We start from the raw sequence: 20175 nt of genomic DNA on the forward strand, positions 1-20175 counted from the left end.
AGCAACTACGCTAAAGGCATCCTCGAAGCAGAAGTACGCCCGATGAGCCCAAGCACCACCCGCCTGCCCCGTCCTACCCACCGCCCGGAACTGCTGCTGATCATCGGCAGTTGCGTCACGGTGCTGCTGATCATGCTGGTGGTCGCGGTGTTGTTGAACCGCGAACACGCCAACAGCTTGCAGGCGGCTCAGCGCAGCGCCAATAACATCACCCAACTGATCGACGCCGATGTACTGCGCAACGTCGAGCTGTATGACTTATCGATCAAGGGCCTGATCGCAGCCACCGAACGCAGTGATTTGGCCGGTGTATCGGCGAGCATCCGCCACCTGGTGCTGTTCGACCGTTCGGAAGCAGCACCGTACAAGGGCGACATCCTGCTGCTGGACAAGAAGGGTGATGTGATCGCCGATTCCTCGCTGCTGACGCCTAAAGTGGCCAACTTCGCCGACCGTGATTACTTTCAGGCTCACCGACAGAACCCCGACCTGGGCCTGTTTATCAGCCGGCCCTTCATGGCGCGTTGCGTGTGTGAGGATCAATGGCGCATCGCATTCAGCCGTCGGGTTTCCGGGCCCGACGGGCGATTCCTCGGCGTGGCCGTGGCCACCATGCGCCTGTCGTACTTTCAGCAACTGTTCCGCAGCCTGAATATCGGCAGCGACAGCACCATCAACCTGATCAACCGACAAGGCATCCTGCTGGCCCAGCAGCCGTTGCTGGAACGGGACATGATCGACAAGGACCTCAGCCAGCGGCCCAACGTCGCGCGCATATTGCACGAGCGCGACGGCAACTTTCGCGGCACCTCCAGTGTGGATGAGGAGCACCGCCTGTATACCTTCTCAACGGTGGGCGATTTACCGCTGATCGTCGTCGTGGGGCTGTCCACGAATGACATATTCGCCCCCTGGAAGCGCGCAGCACTGGTGATCAGCGGCGCCACCGGGATTTTGTGCATCGGCCTTTTGTGGCTGACCTGGATGCTCTGCATGGAATTGCGCAGGCGCCACCGTGCCGAACAGGTGCTGTCAGAACTGGCAGCCACCGACGCGCTCACCGGCCTGGCCAACCGCCGCACCCTGGACCAGCGCCTGCGTCTGGAATGGGACCGCGCCCAGCGTTCGGCCGAGCCATTGACGGTGCTGATGATTGACGTGGACCACTTCAAGGCGTTCAACGACCGACATGGCCATCAAGGTGGCGACGAGGCATTGCGCACGGTGGCGCGGGTGATCGAGAGCAATATCCGCCGCCCGGCCGACCTCGCGGCCCGCTATGGCGGGGAAGAATTTGCGGTGGTGCTGCCGCACACCGACAGCCAGGGTGCACGCGTGATTGCTGAACATATGCGCAGCAGTGTCGAACACCTGCCACGGGTGGGCGGGGATACGGTGCCGATTACCGTCAGCATTGGCCTCAGTACCTGGACCAAAAACAGCCGCACCACGCTGGAAGAATTACTGCTCAACGCCGACCAGGCGCTGTATGAGGCCAAGCATACCGGGCGTAATCGCGTTGTTGATGCCTCCGTGTTAAAGCCGTGACGCGGAGCGTCACAGGAGGCGTTACCACGCAGAGCGTGGGAAGATCAAAAAAAAGGCCACCCGGAGGCAGCCTTTAAAAACAAAAGGAAAGAGAGTTGTTACTTACACCGCCGCGACGGGACGCATGTAAGAGATCGGTGCGGTGCTGGCATCTTCGAAGGTCACGACTTCCCAGGCATCTGTCTGTGCAATCAGCTTGCGCAGCAGTTGGTTGTTCAGGGCGTGGCCAGACTTGAAGCCTTTGAACTCGCCTATCAGGCTATTGCCCAGCAGGTAGAGGTCACCGATTGCATCGAGAATTTTGTGCTTCACGAATTCGTCTTCATAGCGAAGGCCGTCTTCGTTCAGTACACCATCCGCGTCGACCACAATGGCGTTTTCAACGCTGCCGCCGAGTGCGAGGTTGTGCTTGCGCAGGTACTCGATGTCACTCATGAAACCAAAGGTACGGGCGCGGCTGACTTCTTTTACAAACGAAGTGCTGGAAAAATCCACGCTTGCACTTTGTGTGCGGTCACGGAATACCGGGTGATCGAAATCGATCTCAAAGCTCACTTTAAAGCCTTCGAACGGGACGAAGGTGGCGCGCTTGTCGCCGTCTTCTACTGTCACTTCCCGCAGAATGCGAATGAACTTCTTGGCTGCGTCCTGTTCTTCCAGGCCGGCAGATTGAATCAAGAATACGAAGGGTCCGGCGCTGCCATCCATGATTGGGACTTCGGACGCGGAGAGCTCGACGTAGGCGTTATCGATGCCCAGACCGGCCATGGCCGAGAGCAAGTGCTCCACCGTGTCCACTTTGACGTCACCGTTGACCAACGTGGTCGACATCGTGGTTTCGCCAACATTTTCCGCGCGAGCAGGAATCTGCACCACAGGGTCCAGGTCGGCACGAACAAACACGATGCCGGTGTCGACAGGTGCGGGCTTGAGGGTCAGGTATACCTTCTCCCCGGAGTGCAGACCTACACCTGTGGCACGGATAATATTCTTCAGGGTGCGTTGTTTAATCATGGCTTGGACCGCTTCAGCGCAAATTGCGAACTGGTATCAACAAAGGCTGGCGATAATAGCAGACCAGACCTTTGCTGAACACCAATCACCTTCATAGCCCTGATACATTCCATTAATCGGCCTGACGACGCAGGAAAGCCGGGATGTCCAGGTAGTCCAGGTCATCTTGCGGATTCGGGCTACGGGATGCAGCAGCACCGGCCTGAGCCTGGTTGCGCATCACGGTCGGACGATCCAGGTCACGATAGTTCACAGACGGCAGTTCCTGGCGCGAAGGCGCTGGAGCGGCAGCTTGCTGGCTGGCGTGGCTGGTATGGACGGTATTGTCGATCACCTTTACAGGCTTCTCGATTTTTGCACCCAGGCCGGTAGCAACAACGGTCACGTGCAGTTCGTCGCGCATGTCTGGATCGATAACAGTACCGACTTTGACCATGGCGTGCTCGGAAGCGAAGGCTTCGATGATGCTACCCACGTCGGAGTACTCACCCAGGGACAGGTCAGGACCGGCGGTGATGTTCACCAGGATGCCGCGTGCACCTTGCAGGTTCACGTCTTCCAGCAACGGGTTGCGGATGGCCGCTTCGGTAGCTTCGCGTGCACGGTTCGGACCGCTGGCGCAGCCAGTGCCCATCATCGCCATGCCCATTTCGCTCATCACGGTACGTACGTCGGCAAAGTCGACGTTGATCATGCCCGGACGCTTGATGATGTCGGAGATACCGCGAACGGCACCGGCCAGTACATCGTCAGCCTTGGCGAAAGCCGACAGCAAGCTGGCGTCCTTACCGAGGATGGTCAGCAGCTTCTCGTTGGGAATAGTGATCAACGAGTCGACGCTTTCGGACAGCAGACGGATGCCTTCATCGGCGATCTGCATGCGCTTGCGACCTTCGAACGGGAACGGACGGGTCACGACGGCAACCGTCAGGATCCCCATTTCCTTGGCCACTTCGGCAATGATCGGCGCAGCACCGGTACCGGTACCACCGCCCATGCCCGTGGTGATGAACACCATGTTGGTGCCTTGCAGCACTTCAGCAATGCGCTCGCGGTCTTCCAGAGCGGCTTGACGGCCGACTTCCGGATTCGCGCCGGCACCCAGGCCCTTGGTCACGGCTGTGCCCAATTGCAGGATGGTGCGTGCACCGATGCTTTTGAGGGCCTGGGCGTCAGTGTTGGCGCAGATGAATTCAACGCCTTCAATGTTGCTTTTGACCATGTGGTTGACAGCGTTGCCGCCGCCACCGCCGACGCCGATCACTTTGATGACCGGGCTTGCGGGGATGTTGTCTACGAGTTCGAACATTTTCCCTCTCCTTTCATTTCTCTAGTTTTTTCGCCTACTACTTGAAACGGTGTTGCGGTAAATCTTTAGAAATTGCCTTTAACCCAAGCCTGCAACCGCTCGAACAACGGCGCTTTCGCTTCGTCGTCGCTTCTGTAGCTGTCGCGGTTGCTCGGGCCCGACAGGGAAATGCCGTCGGTCTGCTTTTGCAGCCCGTACAACAGCAAGCCCACACCGGTGGAATAAATCGGGTTACGCACCACGTCACCCAAGCCTTTCACGCCATGGGGCACGCCCAGGCGCACAGGCATGTGGAAGATTTCCTCGGCCAGTTCGACCGCGCCTTCCATCTTCGAAGTGCCACCGGTCAGCACGATGCCGGCCGGGATCAAATCTTCGTAGCCGCTGCGGCGCAGTTCAGCCTGGATCAGGGTGAACAATTCGTCGTAGCGCGGTTCAACCACTTCGGCCAACGCCTGGCGCGACAGTTCGCGCGGTGGACGGTCGCCCACGCTCGGCACCTTGATGGTTTCACCGGCACCGGCCAGCTTGGCCAGGGCGCAGGCGTAACGGATCTTGATTTCTTCGGCGTACTGGGTCGGGGTGCGCAACGCCATGGCGATGTCGTTGGTCACCTGGTCACCGGCAATCGGGATCACAGCGGTGTGACGGATCGCACCCTCGGTGAAGATCGCGATGTCCGTGGTGCCGCCGCCGATGTCCACCAGGCACACGCCCAGTTCTTTTTCGTCGTCGGTCAGTACCGAGTAAGCCGAAGCCAACTGCTCGAGAATGATGTCGTCGATTTCCAGGCCGCAGCGGCGCACGCATTTTTCAATGTTCTGTGCAGCGTTGACGGCGCAGGTCACCACGTGAACCTTGGCTTCCAGACGTACGCCCGACATACCCAGGGGCTCGCGAACGCCTTCCTGGTTGTCGATCACGTAATCCTGCGGCAGCGTGTGCAGCACGCGCTGGTCAGCCGGGATCGCCACGGCTTGCGCTGCGTCGAGTACCCGCTCCAGGTCAGCCGAGCTGACTTCACGGTCGCGAATCGCCACGATGCCGTGGGAATTCAGGCTGCGGATGTGGTTGCCGGCAACACCGACAAATGCCGAGTGAATCCGGCAACCGGCCATCAGCTGCGCTTCTTCGATGGCGCGCTGGATCGATTGCACGGTGGATTCAATATTCACCACCACGCCCTTCTTCAGGCCCCGGGACGGATGCGTGCCGATTCCGACGATTTCCAGCGTGCCGTCGTCCGCGACCTCGCCTACCAGCGCCACCACCTTGGAGGTGCCGATATCCAGACCGACGATCATTTTGCCGCTTTGCACGTTTGCCATGGGTCCTGCCTCTTCTTAATTCTTCGCGACAGCAGGTTGCGCTGCCGTGGGCGCCGCAGGGGCCCGCCAGCCGACGGCAAGGCCGTTGGCGTAACGCAGGTCGATGCTCGCAATGTTCGTAATCTGTTCTTTCAAGGTCTTTTCATAGATGGCGATAAAACGGCGCATCTTTTCCACCAGGTTGCCGCGTCCCAGCAACAACTCGATGCCCGGGCCGGAACTGCCTGCACCCGTGGTCAAAAACCAGCTGCCCCGCTCGCGCAATTCCAGTCGCGCAATCGAGAAACCCAACGGCCGCAGCATCTGGCTCAACGCCTGGTACTGCTGCATCACTTGCTGCTGCGCCCGCTGTGGCCCGAACAACTGCGGCAGGTGCTCGTAATTCGCCACTTCGCGAGGCGCAAATGCCTGGCCCTGGTTGTTCAACAACTGTCCATCGCCCCAACGGGCCACGGGCAGTTGTTCTTCCAGGCGGATCGTTACCTGATCCGGCCACACGCGACGAACTTCGGCGTGGGCAATCCATGGCATCTGTTCCAGCTCGGAACGCATGCCTGCCAGGTCGATGGTGAAGAAGCTCGACGCCACAAACGGGGCGATTCGCTGCTGCACGGCTTGCTGGCTGATATAACTCAAGTCGCCCTGCACGCTGATCTTGGTGATCGGCCGGTCGGCATACGGCAACAGACGCTGGGCGCCTTCGTACGTACCAAACCCCAACGCCACCAGAATCACCGGCCAGAACAGCGCCTTCAGAAAACCAAAATTGGCTTTCGGCATGCGCGCCGACATCGGCTCTTTAGCCACCATTCGGCTGGCACCACGCGGCACCGGCTTGCGGCCGGGAGCGGGTTGCTGATGACGAAGCGATGCGCCGTTCATGGTCTTAGCCTCGGGGCTCAATGCTTGCGGCCAGGATCGCCAGCACCAACTGCTGGAAATCCAAACCGGCGGCACGAGCGGCCATAGGTACCAGGCTGTGATCGGTCATCCCGGGTGCGGTGTTGACTTCAAGGAACCAGAAATTCCCTTGGTCATCCTGCATCACGTCTGCCCGCGCCCAACCGGCGATACCCAGCGCCTCACAGGCTTGCGCCGTGAGGTCCATCAATTCCTGTTCCTTGGTTGCGTCGAGGCCGCACGGGATCCGGTACTGAGTATCGGAGGCCACATACTTGGCGTCGTAGTCATAAAAGGTGTGGGGCGTGCCCAATGCGATAGGCGGCAATACCTGGCCACGCAGCGTAGCGATGGTGAACTCGGGACCTTGAATCCACTGTTCCACCAACACTTGCGAATCGTAGGTACTGGCCGCTTTCCATGCGTCAATCAATTCGGCGGCTGAGTTCACTTTAGCCATGCCGATACTGGAGCCTTCATGGGCTGGTTTGACGATCAAAGGCAGGCCCAGTTCCTTGGCTGCAGAAATACAATCGTCTTCGCTGCACAGCACGCTGTGACGCGGGGTCGGAATACCCAGGCTGTGCCACACCTGTTTGGTGCGCAACTTGTCCATGGCCAGCGCCGAAGCGAGGATGCCGCTGCCGGTGTACGGAATGCCCAGGCATTCCAGCAGGCCTTGCATGCTGCCGTCTTCACCGCCACGGCCGTGAAGAATGACGAAGGCGCGGTCGATCTTTTCGGCCTGCAGGCGCGACAGGAAGTCATCGCCCACGTCGATGCCGAACGCGTTCACACCGGCGCTTTGCAGCGCTTCCAGTACGGCGTTGCCGGACTTCAGCGACACTTCACGCTCAGCACTTTTGCCACCGAACAGCACCGCGACGCGGCCGAAGTCGGCAGGTTGAATGGTAGAGAACAGCGAGCCGTAGTCAGTGGTCATTTCGACTTCCCCTGTGCAGCGGCGAACAGCGGACTTGCCAGCAATTTAGGGGCGAGGCCACCGATATCACCGGCACCCTGGCACAGCAGGATGTCGCCGGCACGCAGCAGCGGCTTGACGATTGGCGCGAGGTCCACACCGCGTTCGATGTAGATCGGGTCCAGCTGGCCGCGTTGACGGATGCTGTTGCACAGCTTGCGGCTGTCGGCGCCCGGGATCGGCTCTTCACCGGCCGGGTAGACTTCCATCAGCAGCAACACGTTGGCATCCGCCAGTACATTGACGAAGTCGTCGTACAGGTCGCGGGTACGGCTGTAGCGGTGCGGCTGGTACACCATCACCAGGCGGCGTTCCGGCCAGCCACCGCGTACGGCCTTGATCACCGCTGCGACTTCGGTCGGGTGGTGACCGTAGTCGTCCACCAGCATCACGTTGCCGCCGTCCACCGGCAGTTCGCCGTACACCTGGAAGCGACGACCTACGCCGGCAAAACCCGACAGGCCTTCGACGATGGCTTCATCGCTGACGCCTTCGTCAGAGGCGATGCAGATGGTCGCCAGGGAGTTGAGTACGTTGTGGTTGCCCGGCATGTTCACCGAGACATCCAGCGGCTCGCGGTCAGGACGCAGCACGGTGAAGAAGGTCTGCATGCCCTGCTGGCGCACATTGATTGCGCGCACGTCGCAGTCTTCGCTGAAGCCGTAGGTCACGGTCGGACGCTTGACCAGCGGCAGGATTTCGCGCACCACCGGATCGTCCAGGCACATCACGGCCAAACCGTAGAACGGCAGGTTGTGCAGGAACTCGACGAAGGTTTTCTTCAGTTTGTTGAAGTCGCCGTCGTAGGTCGCCATGTGGTCGGCGTCGATGTTGGTCACCACGGCCACCAGCGGTTGCAGGTGCAGGAAGCTGGCGTCGCTTTCATCGGCTTCGGCGATCAGGTAGCGGCTGGTACCGAGCTGTGCATTGGTGCCGGCTGCATTCAGGCGGCCACCGATCACGAACGTCGGGTCCAGGCCACCGGCGGCGAACACGGAGGCGATCAGGCTGGTGGTGGTGGTCTTGCCGTGGGTACCGGCGACGGCAATGCCGTGGCGGTAGCGCATCAGCTCGGCCAGCATCTCGGCGCGCGGTACCACGGGAATGCGGCGTTCAAGAGCAGTGGCCACTTCCGGGTTGGAGGTGTTCACGGCACTGGAGACCACCAGCACATCGGCTTCGGCGGCGTTCTCGGCGCGGTGGCCGATAAAGATTTTCGCGCCAAACGACTCCAGGCGCTCGGTGACCGGCGACATTTTCAGGTCGGAGCCGGACACCTGATAACCCAGGTTCAGCAATACTTCGGCGATCCCGCACATGCCCACGCCGCCGATACCGACGAAGTGGATGCGACGGATGCGGCGCATTTCCGGCTGTGGCATGGCTTTCTGATTCTCAACCATGGGCCACCTCCAGGCAGATATCGACCACGGTGCGGGTTGCGTCAGGTTTGGCCAGGCGGCTTGCGGTGCTCGCCATGCTGTTCAGTCGTTCCGGTTGCATCAAAACCTCGGTCAGGCGTGCGGCCAAATCGGCGGCGCCAGTCGTTCTTTGCGGCAGCAGGAAGGCAGCGCCCTCCCCAGCCAAATATTCGGCGTTGCGGGTCTGGTGATCGTCGATTGCGTGGGGCAAAGGCACCAGCAAGGACGGCAGACCGGCGGCAGCCAGTTCACTGACGGTCAGCGCGCCGGCGCGACAGACCACCAGGTCGGCCCAGCCATAGGCTTGGGCCATGTCTTTGATGAAGGGCTGCACATTCGCCTCCACACCCGCTTCGCGGTAGCGCGTGGCGGTCACTTCATCGTGGTTCTTGCCGGCCTGATGGAAGATCTCGGGGCGCAGTTCCTCAGGGAGTTGCGACACCGCTTCAGGCAGCAATTTGTTCAAGGGCTCCGCGCCCAGGCTTCCGCCCAGGATCAACAGGTGCGCCTTGCGACCGGCCAACGGCTGGCGGGCGATGTCCATGAACAGTTCGGTACGCACCGGGTTGCCGGTGGTGCGCAGCTTGTCCGCAGCACCAAAGGTCTTCGGGAAGGCCTCGCACACCCGGGCAGCCAAAGGCACCAGCAGGCGGTTGGCGGTGCCGGCCACGGCGTTCTGCTCGTGGACGATCACCGGCACACCGGCGAGTTTTGCCGCGACGCCGCCGGGGCCGGTGACGTATCCACCAAAGCCCAGCACGCACACCGGCTTCACTTCACGGATCACCTTGCGCGCCTGCCACACCGCTTTGAGCAACACGAACGGCGCCTTGAGCAGGGACAATTTGCCCTTGCCACGCAGGCCGGTGACGTTGATCAAATGCAGCGGCAAGCCGGCATTCGGTACCAGATCGTTTTCGATGCCACGGGGCGTACCGAGCCAATGCACGCTGTAGCCGCGGTTCTGGAATTCGCGGGCACAGGCCAGCGCCGGGAACACGTGGCCACCGGTGCCGCCCGCCATGATCAGCACGTTAGCGCCCATGGTTCGGCTCCTCGGCGAAGTCGCTCTCGCTGAACTCCATCTCTTCGCTGCCCAGGTGGGTTCGACTCTCCCACTCGATGCGCAGCAATAAGCCGAGACAGGCGCAGCAAATCACCAACGAACTGCCGCCGTAACTGAGGAACGGCAAGGTCAGGCCCTTGGTCGGCAGCAAGCCGACGTTCACCCCGATATTGATCAGAAACTGGCCGATCCACAGGAACGACAAGCCGTACGCTACGTAAGCGGCGAAATACTGTTTGGCTTTCTCGGCCCACAGGCCGATGTACATGCCGCGTACACACACGAATACGAACAGCGCGACGGTGCACAACGAACCGACCACGCCCAGCTCTTCGGCGAGTACCGAGAACACGAAGTCGGTGTGGGCTTCCGGCAGGTAGAACTGCTTCTGCACGCTGTTGCCCAGGCCCACGCCCAGCCACTCGCCGCGACCGAAGGCGATCAACGCCTGGGTCAACTGGTAGCCGGAACCGAATTGATCGGACCATGGGTCGGTAAAGGTAATCAGACGCGCCATCCGGTAGGGTTGCGCCTGCACCAGAATGGTCACGGCGGCCACCGCCAGCACCACCATCAAGGTGAAGCGGAACAGGCCCACGCCACCGAGGAACAGCATCGCCGCCGCCGCCCCCATCATTACGACGGTGGCACCGAAGTCCGGCTCCATCAGCAACAGGCCGGCCATGGGCAGCAGCACGATGAACGGCTTGAAGAAGCCCATCCAGCTTTCGCGTACTTCTTTCTGGCGCCGCACCAGGTAACCGGCGAGGTAGATCACCACGAACACCTTGGCGATTTCCGACGGCTGCACGTTGAACGCACCGAAGCCGATCCAGCGCATCGAACCGTTCACCTCACGCCCGATGCCGGGCAGGATCACCATCACCAACAGGCCGAACGCGCCCACCAGCATCAGCCAACCCAGGCGCTGCCAGGTGGCAATCGGGATCATCATGGTGACGATGCAGGCACCGAGACCGATCACCAGGTACACCAGGTGACGGATCATCATGTACAGGGTGTTGCCCGACTGCACGGCGGCCACTTCCGAGGACGCCGAGGTGATCATCACCAGGCCCAGGCCCAGCAGCGCCAGGCAACCGGCAAGCATCGGGAAGTCCAGGTCGATACCGCGCCCGGTGATGATCGGCGACGGGTACGGCTTGATGATGTTGCGCAAATTGATACTCATGCCAAGGCCTCCACGGCGCGGGCGAACAGCTGGCCGCGCTCTTCGTAGTTCTTGAACATGTCGAAACTCGCGCAGGCAGGCGACAGCAGCACCACATCGCCCGGCTGAGCCAAGGCTTTGGATTGGGCAATGGCATCGTCCAGGGACTGCGCGCGCACCTGCGGTACGGCGTCGCCCAGGGCATCGGCGATCAAGCCGGAATCACGGCCCATCAACACCACGGCGCGGCAGTTGGCAGCGACCGGGCCTTTGAGGTCCTTGAAGTCGGCACCCTTGCCGTCGCCACCGGCGATCAGCACGACCTTGCCTTGAATGTCGGCACCCAAACCTTCGATGGCAGCTAGTGCCGCACCGACGTTGGTGGCCTTGGAATCGTTGTAATAGCCAACGCCATCCAGCTCGCGAACCCACTGGCAGCGATGCTCAAGGCCGGCAAAGCTACGCAGGGCCGAGAGCATGGCGTCGAACGGCAAGCCAACCGCGTGACCGAGTGCCAGCGCCGCCAGGGCATTGGCCTGGTTGTGGGCGCCACGGATTTTCAGTTCGCGCACCGGCATCAGGTTCTGGAATTCAAAGGCCAGGTATTTCTCGCCGTTCTCTTCCCGAAGGCCGAAAGCCTTGAAGTCGGGTTTGTTCAGGCCGAAGGTCCAGCACGGCAGACCTTCGCCGATCAGCGGACGGCTCAGGGCATCCTGACGGTTCACCACCACTTGCCGCGCGCCACGGAAGATCCGGTGCTTGGCCAGGTGATAGGCCGGCAGGCCGCTGTAGCGGTCCATGTGGTCTTCGCTGACGTTGAGCACGGTGGCCACTTCAGCGTTGAGCTGGTCGGTGGTTTCCAGCTGGAAGCTCGACAGCTCCATCACGTACAGCTCGACGTCGTCGTTGAGCAGGTCCAGCGCCGGCGTACCGAGGTTGCCGCCCACGGCCACGCGCTTGCCGGCCGCAGCCGCCATCTCGCCCACCAGGGTGGTGACGGTGCTTTTGGCGTTGGAACCACTGATAGCCACGATCGGCGCCTTCGCGTTACGCGCGAACAGCTCGATATCGCCGGACAACTTCACGCCACGGGCCGCCGCCGCTTGCAGGGCCGGGGTCGCCAGGGCCAGGCCGGGGCTCACGTAGAGCTCATCGGCACGGCACAGAAACTCGACATCCAGCTCGCCACAACGCACTTCCACGTGCGGGTAGTCACGGCGCAGCGTGACCAGCTCCGGTGGATTTTCCCGCGTATCGGCCACGGCAAACGACGTGCCCCGGTTCGCCAGGAAGCGAACCAGGGACATGCCGCTCTTGCCGAGGCCGACAACGATGCGGAAGTGGTCTGAAGCGATCAGGGACACTCGTTTCTACCTCAGTTTCAGGGTGGCAAGGCCGAACAGAACCAGAATCACGGTGATAATCCAGAAACGGACAATCACCCGCGGCTCAGGCCAGCCCTTGAGTTCAAAGTGGTGGTGAATCGGCGCCATGCGGAACACGCGGCGCCCGGTCAATTTGAAGGAGGCAACCTGGATCACCACCGACAGGGTTTCCATCACGAACACACCGCCCATGATGAACAGGACGATTTCCTGGCGGACGATCACCGCGATGGTGCCCAGGGCCGCGCCCAGCGCCAGTGCGCCGACGTCGCCCATGAAGACTTGTGCCGGATAGGTGTTGAACCACAGGAATCCCAGGCCCGCACCGATCAACGCGCCGCAGAACACGATCAGTTCACCCGCGCCCGGTACATACGGGATCAGCAGGTATTCAGCGAATTTCACGTTACCCGACAGGTAGCAGAAGATGCCGAGCGCGCCGCCCACCATCACCGTCGGCATGATCGCCAGGCCGTCGAGGCCGTCAGTCAGGTTGACCGCGTTGCTCGAGCCGACGATCACGAAGTAAGTCAGTACCACGAAGCCGACACCCAGCGGGATGCTGGCGTCCTTGAGCATCGGGATGATCAGGGTGGTCTCGACCGCGCTTGGCGCAGTCGTATAAAGGAAGATCGCCGCCGCCAGGCCGAATACCGACTGCCAGAAATACTTCCAGCGGCTTGGCAGCCCCTTGGAGTTCTTCTCGATCACCTTACGGTAGTCATCCACCCAGCCGATGGCGCCGAACAGCAGGGTCACCAGCAGCACGGTCCAGACGTAGCGGTTATGCAGGTCAGCCCACAGCAGCGTACTGATGCCGATGGACGACAGGATCAACGCGCCGCCCATGGTCGGAGTGCCGGACTTGGACAGGTGCGACTGCGGGCCGTCGTTGCGCACGGACTGGCCGATTTGCAGGTTTTGCAGGGTACGGATCATCCATGGCCCGAGGAACAGCGACAACGACAGCGCGGTCAGCACACCCAGAATCCCGCGCAGGGTCAGGTACTGAAAGACCGCGAAGCCTTTGTGGAACTGTTGCAGATACTCAGCCAGCAGCAGCAGCATTAATGTTTCTCCGTACTTGAGCCACACAAGGCCGCGACGACGTTTTCCATCACCGCGCTGCGCGATCCCTTGATCAAAATAGTGGTGTGCTTGTCTTGTTCAGCTGCGCTCAGCGCCTGGATCAGCTCGGCCTGGCTGGCGAAATGCCTGGCGCCCGGCCCGAAGGTGTCCACGGCATGGAGCATGTTCGGCCCAACGGCGTACAGGGCGTCGACCTTGCCGGCGGCGTACGCACCGACTTCACGGTGAGACTGTTCCGCCCACTCGCCTAACTCGGCGATGTCCCCCAGTACCAGCACCTTGCGACCGTCGAAGCTGGTCAGCAGGTCGATGGCGGCACAGATCGAGGACTGGTTGGCGTTGTAGGTGTCATCAATCACGCGCATGCCGTTGCTGGCCAGTTGCGCGACGGTGCGACCCTTGACCGGTTGCACTGCGCCAAGGCCAGTGGCGATGCCAAACAACGACACGCCCAGCACATGGGCAGCAGCAGCAGCGGCCAGGGCGTTCGCGACGTTATGGTTGCCTAGCAGGTTCAGCTGTACGTGCTCGTCACCTTGCGGGGTATGCAGGGTGAAGGATGGGCAGCCACGAGCGTCGGCTTTGATATTCGAGGCATGGAAATCGGCAGCGGCGTTGTGCACCGCGAAGCTCAAGACCTTGCGACCGGCGGCACGTACACGCCAGGTTTCGAAAGCCTTGTCGTCGAGGTTCAGCACGGCGGTGCCGGACGCGTCGAGGCCTTCGATGATTTCGCCCTTGGCTTCAACGATCTTTTCAGGGCCGCCAAACTCGCCGACGTGGGCGGTGCCGGCGTTGCTGATCACCGCGACGTGAGGCTTGGTCATGGCCACGGTGTAGGCGATTTCGCCGATGCGCGAAGCACCCAGTTCGATGACGGCCGCCGTGTGTTCCGGGGCCAGTTCGAGCAGGGTCAGCGGAGCGCCGAAGTCATTGTTCAGGTTACCGCGAGTCGCCAGGACCGGCCCACGCGTGCGCAGGATCCCGGCCAGCAATTCCTTGACCGTGGTTTTGCCGCTGGAGCCGGTGATGGCCGCGACAGGATTGGTGAAAGCGGCACGGTTCAGCGCACCCAGTTGGCCGAGGGCCAGGCGGGTGTCAGCTACCAGCAATTGCGGCAGTGTCGAGTCAGCAACTTCGCGCTGCACCAGAGCGCCGACGGCGCCTTTGGCGGCGACGTCATTCAAGTAGTCATGGCCATCAAAACTTGGGCCGGCCAAGGCGACAAACAGTTGCCCGGGCTTAATGGTACGGCTGTCGATGCTGACCCCATCAAAGCTGCAATCAGCCGACAGCACGCGGGCCGACAAGGCCTGGGTCAGTTCGCTGAATGTGAGCGCCTTAAGCATGGGCCACCTCCCACGCGGTCAAGGCATGATCGGCCTCGACCAGATCGGAGAAAGCGTGACGTTCGCCGTTGATTTCCTGATAGTCCTCGTGGCCTTTACCGGCCAGCACCACCACGTCGTCAGCACTCGCGCTGGCGATCAATTGGGCGATGGCTGCACCGCGGCCGGCAACGAAGGTAGCTTTGGACGCATCTTTAAAGCCGACACGAATGTCATCGAAAATCTGGCGTGGGTCTTCGCTGCGCGGGTTGTCGTCAGTGACCAGTACGCCATCGGCCAGGCGCTCGACGATTTCAGCCATCAGCGGGCGCTTGCCGCGATCGCGGTCACCGCCACAGCCGAACAGGCACAGCAACTTGCCCTTGGCGTGGGGACGCAGGGCTTGCAGGATTTTTTCCAGGGCGTCTGGCGTGTGGGCGTAATCGACCACTACCAACGGCTGGGTGCCGCCGCCAAGACGCTGCATGCGACCGGCCGGGCCTTCCAGCTTCGGCAACACGCGCAGGATTTCGTCGAGGGCGTAATCCAGGCCAAGCAAGGCACCGACGGCGGCCAATACGTTGCTCAGGTTGAAACGCCCGAGCAAGGTGCTGCGCAAATGGTGCTCGCCCTGCGGCGTCACCAGGGTGGCGCGCACACCTTCGTCATCAAAGGTGGCTTCACGGCAATACAGGTAGGCGCTGGAATCTTCCAGGCTGTAGCTGATCAAGCGACCGTCACCTTTGGCGGCGGCGAGTTGGCGACCGAATTCGTCGTCCAGGTTGACCACCCGGCACTTCAGGTCATTCCAGGCAAACAGCCGGGCCTTGGTGGCGGCGTATGCCTCCATGGTCCCGTGGTAATCCAGGTGATCGCGGGACAGGTTGGTCATCACCGCCACGTCGAACGCCAGGGCAGTCACGCGGCCCTGGTCCAGACCGTGGGACGAGACTTCCATGGCAACCGCCTTGGCACCGGCCTTTTTCAGGTCGGCCAGGGTCGCCTGTACGGCAATCGGGTTAGGCGTGGTGTGCAGGCCGCTTTGCAGCGCGCCGTAGAAACCGGTGCCCAGGGTACCGACGATGCCGCAATGCTGGCCCAGCAGGTCAAGCGCCTGGGCAACCAATTGGGTCACGCTGGTCTTGCCGTTGGTGCCGGTCACGCCCACCAGGTTCAGGGTACGGCTCGGGTCGCCATAAAAGCGCCCGGCGATGTCCGACAACTGCGCCGCCAGCCCCTTGACCGGAATCAATGGCACGTCGGTGATCGGCAGCACAGTGGCGCCTTCCACTTCATAGGCCACTGCTGCCGCACCGCGTTTCAGCGCGTCGGCAATATGGTCACGGCCATCGAACTTGCCACCCGGTACAGCCAGGAACAGGTCACCGGCACGCACGTTACGGCTGTCCAGCGTCAACTCGCGAATCAGCAGATCGCGGCCAGCGTGGGCAAAAATCTTGTTCAGGCTAAGAGACATCAGCCACGCCCTCCATTGGCTTTTACAGCTGCGACCGGCGGCCCGGCGTTCGCTTGTTGGGTAGCCGGCAGGTTGTCCGGCGTGATGTTCATCAGGCGCAACGTCCCGGACATCACTTTGCTGAACACCGGCGCCGATACCAGGCCACCGAAGTAACCGGCTTTGCTCGGTTCATCGATCACCACAACGATGGCGTAACGCGGATCGCTCATCGGGCCGAAGCCTGCGAACAGCGAGCGGTAGGAGTTTTCGGCGTAGCCCTTGGTGCCTACGGCGGTTTTACGCGCGGTACCGGACTTGCCTGCCACGTGATACGCCGGCACCTGGGCACGGAAAACGCCGCGCGGTGCTTCGATCACTTGTTGCAGCATGCCTTGCATGGTCTTGGCGACGTTTTCCGGGATGACCTGGGTCGCAGGCGGTGCCTCGTCGAGGTGAATCAAGCTCAACGGCACCATGCGGCCATTGTTGGCCAGCACCGAGAAGGCGTGGGCCAGTTGGATCGCGGTAACCGACAGGCCATAACCGTAGGAAAGCGTTGCAGTCTCGGCCTTTTTCCAGTCGCGGTAGTTCGGCAGGTTGCCCACACGCTCGCCCGGGAAGTCCAGGCCAGTGGGTTGGCCCAGGCCGATTTTTTGCGCGAGGTGGTAGATGGCTTCGCCGCCGATATCGAAGGCGACCTTACTCATGCCCACGTTACTGGAGTTGATCAGGATACCTGTCAGATCCAGCACCGGGCCTTCGCTACGGGACACGTCACGAATGGTGTATTTGCCCAACTGCAGGGTGCCCGGGTAGACCTCGACCTTGTCGGAGGGCTTCCAGCGCCCGGTTTCCAGGGCGGCACTCATGGAGATGGCTTTCATGGTCGAACCGGGCTCGAACACGTCAATCATGGCGCGGTTGCGCATCATCGCCGGCTGCAGGTTGCGACGGTTATTCGGGTTGTAGGTCGGCTGGTTGACCATGGCGAGAATCTCGCCGGTCTTCACGTCCATGATCACCAGGCTGCCGGCTTTCGCACCGTTCTCGATGATCGCGTTACGCAGCTCGCGGTTGGCCAGGTATTGCAGGCGCAGGTCAATCGACAACGCCAAGGGCTTACCGGCCTTGGCGTTTTTGGTGACCTGGACATCCTTGATCAGTCTGCCGCGCCGATCCTTGATGACCTGCCGCTTGCCGGGAACCCCGGCCAGCCATTCGTCGTAGGCGAGTTCCACGCCTTCGCGACCGTGATCATCAATGTCGGTGAAACCCACCATATGGGCAGTGGTTTCGCCGGCCGGGTAGAAACGCCGAAATTCCTCGATGCCGTAGACACCGGGGACTTTAAGGTCAAGCACTTGCTGGCCTTGTTCAGGGGTAAGCCCGCGAACCAGGTAGATGAATTCTTTATTGGCCTGGGCTTCGAGGCGTTCGCTCAGGGCTTTCGGGTCCTGGCCCAAGGCAGCAGCGAGTTCCGGCCATTTGTCCTTGGCGGTCTGCATTTCCTTGGCGTTGGCCCACAGGGTGGTCACCGGGGTACTGACGGCCAGAGGCTCGCCATTACGGTCGGTGATCAGGCCACGGTGCGCAGGAATCGGGATATGCCGCAGGCTACGGGCATCGCCCTGGCCGATCAGGAAGTCACGGTCCACCACTTGCAGGTCGATAATCCGCCAGGCAATCGCGCCCACCATCAGTGCCAACAACCCCAGCACCAAACGGAAACGCCATGGGTAGAGTGCGCCCTCAAGTTTCATCATGGCGCCACCATGCGAACTTCTGCAGCGCCCGGGATGTGCATCTTGAGCTGTTCAGTGGCCAGCACTTCGATGCGGCTGTGGGCTGTCCAGGTGCTTTGCTCCAGGATCAACCGGCCCCACTCCGCCTGCGCTTTGTCGCGCACACTCAGTTCCCCGTACAGGGTATTGAGCAGTTGACGGTTGTAGTGGGCGCTGTAGGACACCGCAATCGCGGATACCAGCACGCCAACAAACAACAGCAACATAAAGAAGCTGCCGCCCGGGAGGGGCTTGGCGAAAAGCTTGCTCACCGCAACTTCTCCGCAACGCGCATGACAGCGCTACGGGCACGTGGGTTGGCCTTGAGTTCGGCTTCGGAAGCGAACTGCGCTTTGCCATGGATTTTGATTTTCGGCACAAAGGCTTCGTACCGTACCGGCAGGTTGCGCGGCAGGTTGTCGGATTCGCCCTTGACCAGACGACGCATGAACAATTTGACGATGCGGTCTTCCAGGGAGTGGAAGCTGATCACCACCAGGCGACCGCCCACTTCCAGCGCTTCCAGGGCGGCTTCAAGGCCGGCTTCCAGATCGCCCAATTCGTTGTTGACGTGAATGCGCAGGCCCTGGAACGCACGGGTTGCCGGGTTCTTGCCCTTTTCCCAGGCAGGGTTGGCGACTTTCAGCACTTCAGCCAAGTCAGCGGTGCGTTCGAACGGCTGGATTTCACGGCGTTCAACCACGGCACGCGCCATGCGGCCGGCGAAGCGCTCTTCGCCGTATTCCTTGAATACGCGGGTGATTTCTTCGTGAGGCGCGGTGGCGATGAACTGCGCGGCGCTGATGCCACGGCTTGGGTCCATGCGCATGTCCAGCGGGCCGTCGTTCATGAAACTGAAGCCCCGCTCAGGGTCGTCCAGCTGTGGCGAAGACACGCCCAGGTCCAGCAGAACCCCGGCCACCTTGCCCGCCATGCCACGTTCGGCCACTTCTGCGCCGAGCTCGGCAAAGCTACGCTGCACAACGACAAAGCGGCCGTCTTCGGCCGCTAGCGCTTGCCCGGTGGCAATCGCTTGAGGGTCTTTGTCGAACCCGAGGAGCTTACCGTCCGGACCAAGCTGGCTGAGAATCAGCCGACTGTGCCCGCCCCTGCCGAAAGTGCCATCCAAATAGCAGCCATCCGCGCGTACGGCGAGAGCCTCAACGGCTTCGTCAAGCAGTACGGTGATGTGGTTAAAGCCGCTATCAATAGTCACAGGATCAAATCACGCAGTTCATCAGGCATGGCGCCCGGTTGTTGAATAGCAGCCAGGTCAGCTGCAGAAACAGCATCCCAGGCATCTTCGTCCCACAATTGGAACTTGTTCAGTTGGCCTACCAGCATCGCGCGCTTGTCCAACTTGGCGTATTCGCGCAGACGCGGTGGAACCAGGAAACGACCACTGCCATCGAGTTCGAGGTCGACGGCATTACCAATCAGCAAACGTTGCAGGCGGCGGTTCTCTTCACGCAGTGAAGGCAGCGCACGCAACTTGGTTTCAATCAGCTCCCACTCATCGAGCGGGTAAACACATAAACAAGGGTCAACAGCATCGATGGTGATGATTAATTGCCCGGAACTTCGCGAAATGAGCTCGTCACGATACCGGCTCGGCATGGCGAGACGGCCTTTTGCATCGAGACTGATAGCGTTAGCTCCGCGAAACACAGATGCGTTTCTCCAAATTTTAGCGTTTTACGTTCAAAAAACCCACTTTGTGCCACTTTCCGCCACTTGCGCACACTATAGGAATGCGCCCACCACACCGTCAAGGCGCGGATTCAAGGAAAAGCCTTACAGAACGGAGATTTAGGAGGGTAAAAGGAGGAGAAACGAGAGTTTGACGGCGATTTTGACTCAACAACGCCAAATAGCTCAAAGAGCTAGGGCTCAAAGTTAAAGTAATTTATTAAGAGTAAGATTTTTTCGGTATTACGAAGACGCATCTGCTGATGATTCAGCAGGGAGGGATTCTCGCGTTACTACCAGGTTCCTGCCCGAGATTCGGACAGAAGGAAAAAAGGTGGAGAGTCGATCTATAAGCCGGGTTCTGTCTTGAACAGTCATTCGTCTACGATGGCCATCACTGGACATCTTTAGCAACCTACCCGGTCCCAGCGCGGGCCACGCCTTGGGACCCTATTTGGTCTTGCTCCAAGTGGGGTTTACCTAGCCACGAACTGTTGCCAGTCGTGCGGTGCGCTCTTACCGCACCTTTTCACCCTTACCGGTACCGAAGTACTTAGGCGGTTATTTTCTGTGGCACTTTCCGTAGGCTCACGCCTCCCAGGCATTACCTGGCACTTCGCCCTATGGAGCCCGGACTTTCCTCCCCCCTCTAATTTTCATAGAAGGCAGCGACTGTCCAATCGACTCTCCGCCGCGAAGGTTAAC

At 61.0% G+C, this 20175-nt stretch carries 17 protein-coding genes and 1 other RNA gene; 1 reads left to right on the forward strand and 17 read right to left on the reverse strand.

Annotation, left to right across the window (positions count from 1 at the left end):
- The first annotated feature begins 42 nt into the window (after nt 1-42).
- On the forward strand, nt 43-1548 hold the full coding sequence (locus NVB75_RS14690; protein WP_258347854.1) for a diguanylate cyclase: 1506 nt from the start codon (nt 43-45) through the stop codon (nt 1546-1548).
- A gap of 102 nt (nt 1549-1650) precedes the next feature.
- Here NVB75_RS14690 and lpxC read toward each other — a convergent pair whose 3' ends face one another.
- The 17 genes from lpxC to rnpB all read right to left on the reverse strand — a co-directional run bounded on the left by lpxC (nt 1651) and on the right by rnpB (nt 20158).
- Nucleotides 1651-2562, reverse strand: a complete 912-nt coding sequence (lpxC, locus tag NVB75_RS14695; protein WP_003216227.1) for a UDP-3-O-acyl-N-acetylglucosamine deacetylase — start codon at nt 2560-2562, stop codon at nt 1651-1653.
- A 112-nt stretch (nt 2563-2674) separates the two neighbouring features.
- Complete coding sequence (ftsZ, locus tag NVB75_RS14700) at nt 2675-3871, reverse strand: cell division protein FtsZ (protein ID WP_003216225.1); 1197 nt, start codon at nt 3869-3871, stop codon at nt 2675-2677.
- Nucleotides 3872-3936: 65 nt separating this feature from the next.
- Nucleotides 3937-5199, reverse strand: a complete 1263-nt coding sequence (gene ftsA, locus NVB75_RS14705) for a cell division protein FtsA (protein ID WP_003216224.1) — start codon at nt 5197-5199, stop codon at nt 3937-3939.
- A 15-nt stretch (nt 5200-5214) separates the two neighbouring features.
- Nucleotides 5215-6081: a cell division protein FtsQ/DivIB gene (locus tag NVB75_RS14710; protein ID WP_029615882.1), complete on the reverse strand. Its 867-nt coding sequence runs from the start codon at nt 6079-6081 to the stop codon at nt 5215-5217.
- 4 nt (nt 6082-6085) lie between these two features.
- The gene (locus tag NVB75_RS14715; RefSeq protein ID WP_258347874.1) at nt 6086-7042 is read right to left on the reverse strand and encodes a D-alanine--D-alanine ligase; all 957 of its coding nucleotides are present in this window, start codon (nt 7040-7042) and stop codon (nt 6086-6088) included.
- Nucleotides 7039-8484, reverse strand: a complete 1446-nt coding sequence (murC, locus tag NVB75_RS14720) for a UDP-N-acetylmuramate--L-alanine ligase (protein ID WP_258347876.1) — start codon at nt 8482-8484, stop codon at nt 7039-7041. Before murC ends, NVB75_RS14715 begins: the two co-directional genes overlap by 4 nt.
- Nucleotides 8477-9547, reverse strand: coding sequence for an undecaprenyldiphospho-muramoylpentapeptide beta-N-acetylglucosaminyltransferase (murG, locus tag NVB75_RS14725; protein ID WP_201140109.1), 1071 nt, complete (start codon nt 9545-9547; stop codon nt 8477-8479). The genes murC and murG overlap by 8 nt, the downstream gene beginning before the upstream one ends.
- The gene (gene ftsW, locus NVB75_RS14730; protein WP_010170479.1) at nt 9537-10760 is read right to left on the reverse strand and encodes a putative lipid II flippase FtsW; all 1224 of its coding nucleotides are present in this window, start codon (nt 10758-10760) and stop codon (nt 9537-9539) included. The genes murG and ftsW overlap by 11 nt, the downstream gene beginning before the upstream one ends.
- Nucleotides 10757-12103, reverse strand: coding sequence for a UDP-N-acetylmuramoyl-L-alanine--D-glutamate ligase (gene murD / locus NVB75_RS14735; protein WP_076014386.1), 1347 nt, complete (start codon nt 12101-12103; stop codon nt 10757-10759). Before murD ends, ftsW begins: the two co-directional genes overlap by 4 nt.
- A 6-nt stretch (nt 12104-12109) precedes the next feature.
- A complete protein-coding gene (gene mraY, locus NVB75_RS14740) occupies nt 12110-13192 on the reverse strand; it encodes a phospho-N-acetylmuramoyl-pentapeptide-transferase (RefSeq protein ID WP_017477688.1) in 1083 nt (360 codons plus the stop codon).
- Nucleotides 13192-14562: a UDP-N-acetylmuramoyl-tripeptide--D-alanyl-D-alanine ligase gene (gene murF, locus NVB75_RS14745; protein WP_258347886.1), complete on the reverse strand. Its 1371-nt coding sequence runs from the start codon at nt 14560-14562 to the stop codon at nt 13192-13194. The genes mraY and murF overlap by 1 nt, the downstream gene beginning before the upstream one ends.
- On the reverse strand, nt 14555-16018 hold the full coding sequence (locus NVB75_RS14750) for a UDP-N-acetylmuramoyl-L-alanyl-D-glutamate--2,6-diaminopimelate ligase (RefSeq protein WP_258347888.1): 1464 nt from the start codon (nt 16016-16018) through the stop codon (nt 14555-14557). The genes murF and NVB75_RS14750 overlap by 8 nt, the downstream gene beginning before the upstream one ends.
- Nucleotides 16018-17760 (reverse strand): penicillin-binding protein 2, encoded by a 1743-nt coding sequence (locus NVB75_RS14755; protein ID WP_258348627.1) that lies wholly within the window; start codon nt 17758-17760, stop codon nt 16018-16020. The genes NVB75_RS14750 and NVB75_RS14755 overlap by 1 nt, the downstream gene beginning before the upstream one ends.
- Nucleotides 17760-18053 (reverse strand): cell division protein FtsL, encoded by a 294-nt coding sequence (ftsL, locus tag NVB75_RS14760; protein WP_003216203.1) that lies wholly within the window; start codon nt 18051-18053, stop codon nt 17760-17762. The genes NVB75_RS14755 and ftsL overlap by 1 nt, the downstream gene beginning before the upstream one ends.
- Nucleotides 18050-18997 (reverse strand): 16S rRNA (cytosine(1402)-N(4))-methyltransferase RsmH, encoded by a 948-nt coding sequence (gene rsmH, locus NVB75_RS14765; protein WP_003216201.1) that lies wholly within the window; start codon nt 18995-18997, stop codon nt 18050-18052. Before rsmH ends, ftsL begins: the two co-directional genes overlap by 4 nt.
- Nucleotides 18994-19449 (reverse strand): division/cell wall cluster transcriptional repressor MraZ, encoded by a 456-nt coding sequence (mraZ, locus tag NVB75_RS14770; RefSeq protein ID WP_003171868.1) that lies wholly within the window; start codon nt 19447-19449, stop codon nt 18994-18996. Before mraZ ends, rsmH begins: the two co-directional genes overlap by 4 nt.
- Nucleotides 19450-19804: 355 nt before the next feature.
- Nucleotides 19805-20158, reverse strand: an RNA gene (gene rnpB / locus NVB75_RS14775) — RNase P RNA component class A.
- Between the last annotated feature and the right edge of the window lie 17 nt (nt 20159-20175).

This window comes from Pseudomonas sp. CBS, from assembly GCF_024734645.1.
Lineage (GTDB): Bacteria > Pseudomonadota > Gammaproteobacteria > Pseudomonadales > Pseudomonadaceae > Aquipseudomonas.

Excerpts from the sequence above, each read along its gene's own strand:
- NVB75_RS14715 (WP_258347874.1), bottom strand. The coding sequence starts at position 7,042 with ATGACCACTGACTACGGCTCGCTGTTCTCTACCATTCAACCTGCCGAC.
- murC (WP_258347876.1), bottom strand. The coding sequence starts at position 8,484 with ATGGTTGAGAATCAGAAAGCCATGCCACAGCCGGAAATGCGCCGCATC.
- lpxC (WP_003216227.1), bottom strand. The coding sequence starts at position 2,562 with ATGATTAAACAACGCACCCTGAAGAATATTATCCGTGCCACAGGTGTA.
- murG (WP_201140109.1), bottom strand. The coding sequence starts at position 9,547 with ATGGGCGCTAACGTGCTGATCATGGCGGGCGGCACCGGTGGCCACGTG.
- mraY (WP_017477688.1), bottom strand. The coding sequence starts at position 13,192 with ATGCTGCTGCTGCTGGCTGAGTATCTGCAACAGTTCCACAAAGGCTTC.
- NVB75_RS14710 (WP_029615882.1), bottom strand. The coding sequence starts at position 6,081 with ATGAACGGCGCATCGCTTCGTCATCAGCAACCCGCTCCCGGCCGCAAG.
- NVB75_RS14750 (WP_258347888.1), bottom strand. The coding sequence starts at position 16,018 with ATGTCTCTTAGCCTGAACAAGATTTTTGCCCACGCTGGCCGCGATCTG.
- ftsW (WP_010170479.1), bottom strand. The coding sequence starts at position 10,760 with ATGAGTATCAATTTGCGCAACATCATCAAGCCGTACCCGTCGCCGATC.
- NVB75_RS14690 (WP_258347854.1), top strand. The coding sequence starts at position 43 with ATGAGCCCAAGCACCACCCGCCTGCCCCGTCCTACCCACCGCCCGGAA.
- ftsA (WP_003216224.1), bottom strand. The coding sequence starts at position 5,199 with ATGGCAAACGTGCAAAGCGGCAAAATGATCGTCGGTCTGGATATCGGC.
- murF (WP_258347886.1), bottom strand. The coding sequence starts at position 14,562 with ATGCTTAAGGCGCTCACATTCAGCGAACTGACCCAGGCCTTGTCGGCC.
- NVB75_RS14755 (WP_258348627.1), bottom strand. The coding sequence starts at position 17,760 with ATGAAACTTGAGGGCGCACTCTACCCATGGCGTTTCCGTTTGGTGCTG.
- ftsZ (WP_003216225.1), bottom strand. The coding sequence starts at position 3,871 with ATGTTCGAACTCGTAGACAACATCCCCGCAAGCCCGGTCATCAAAGTG.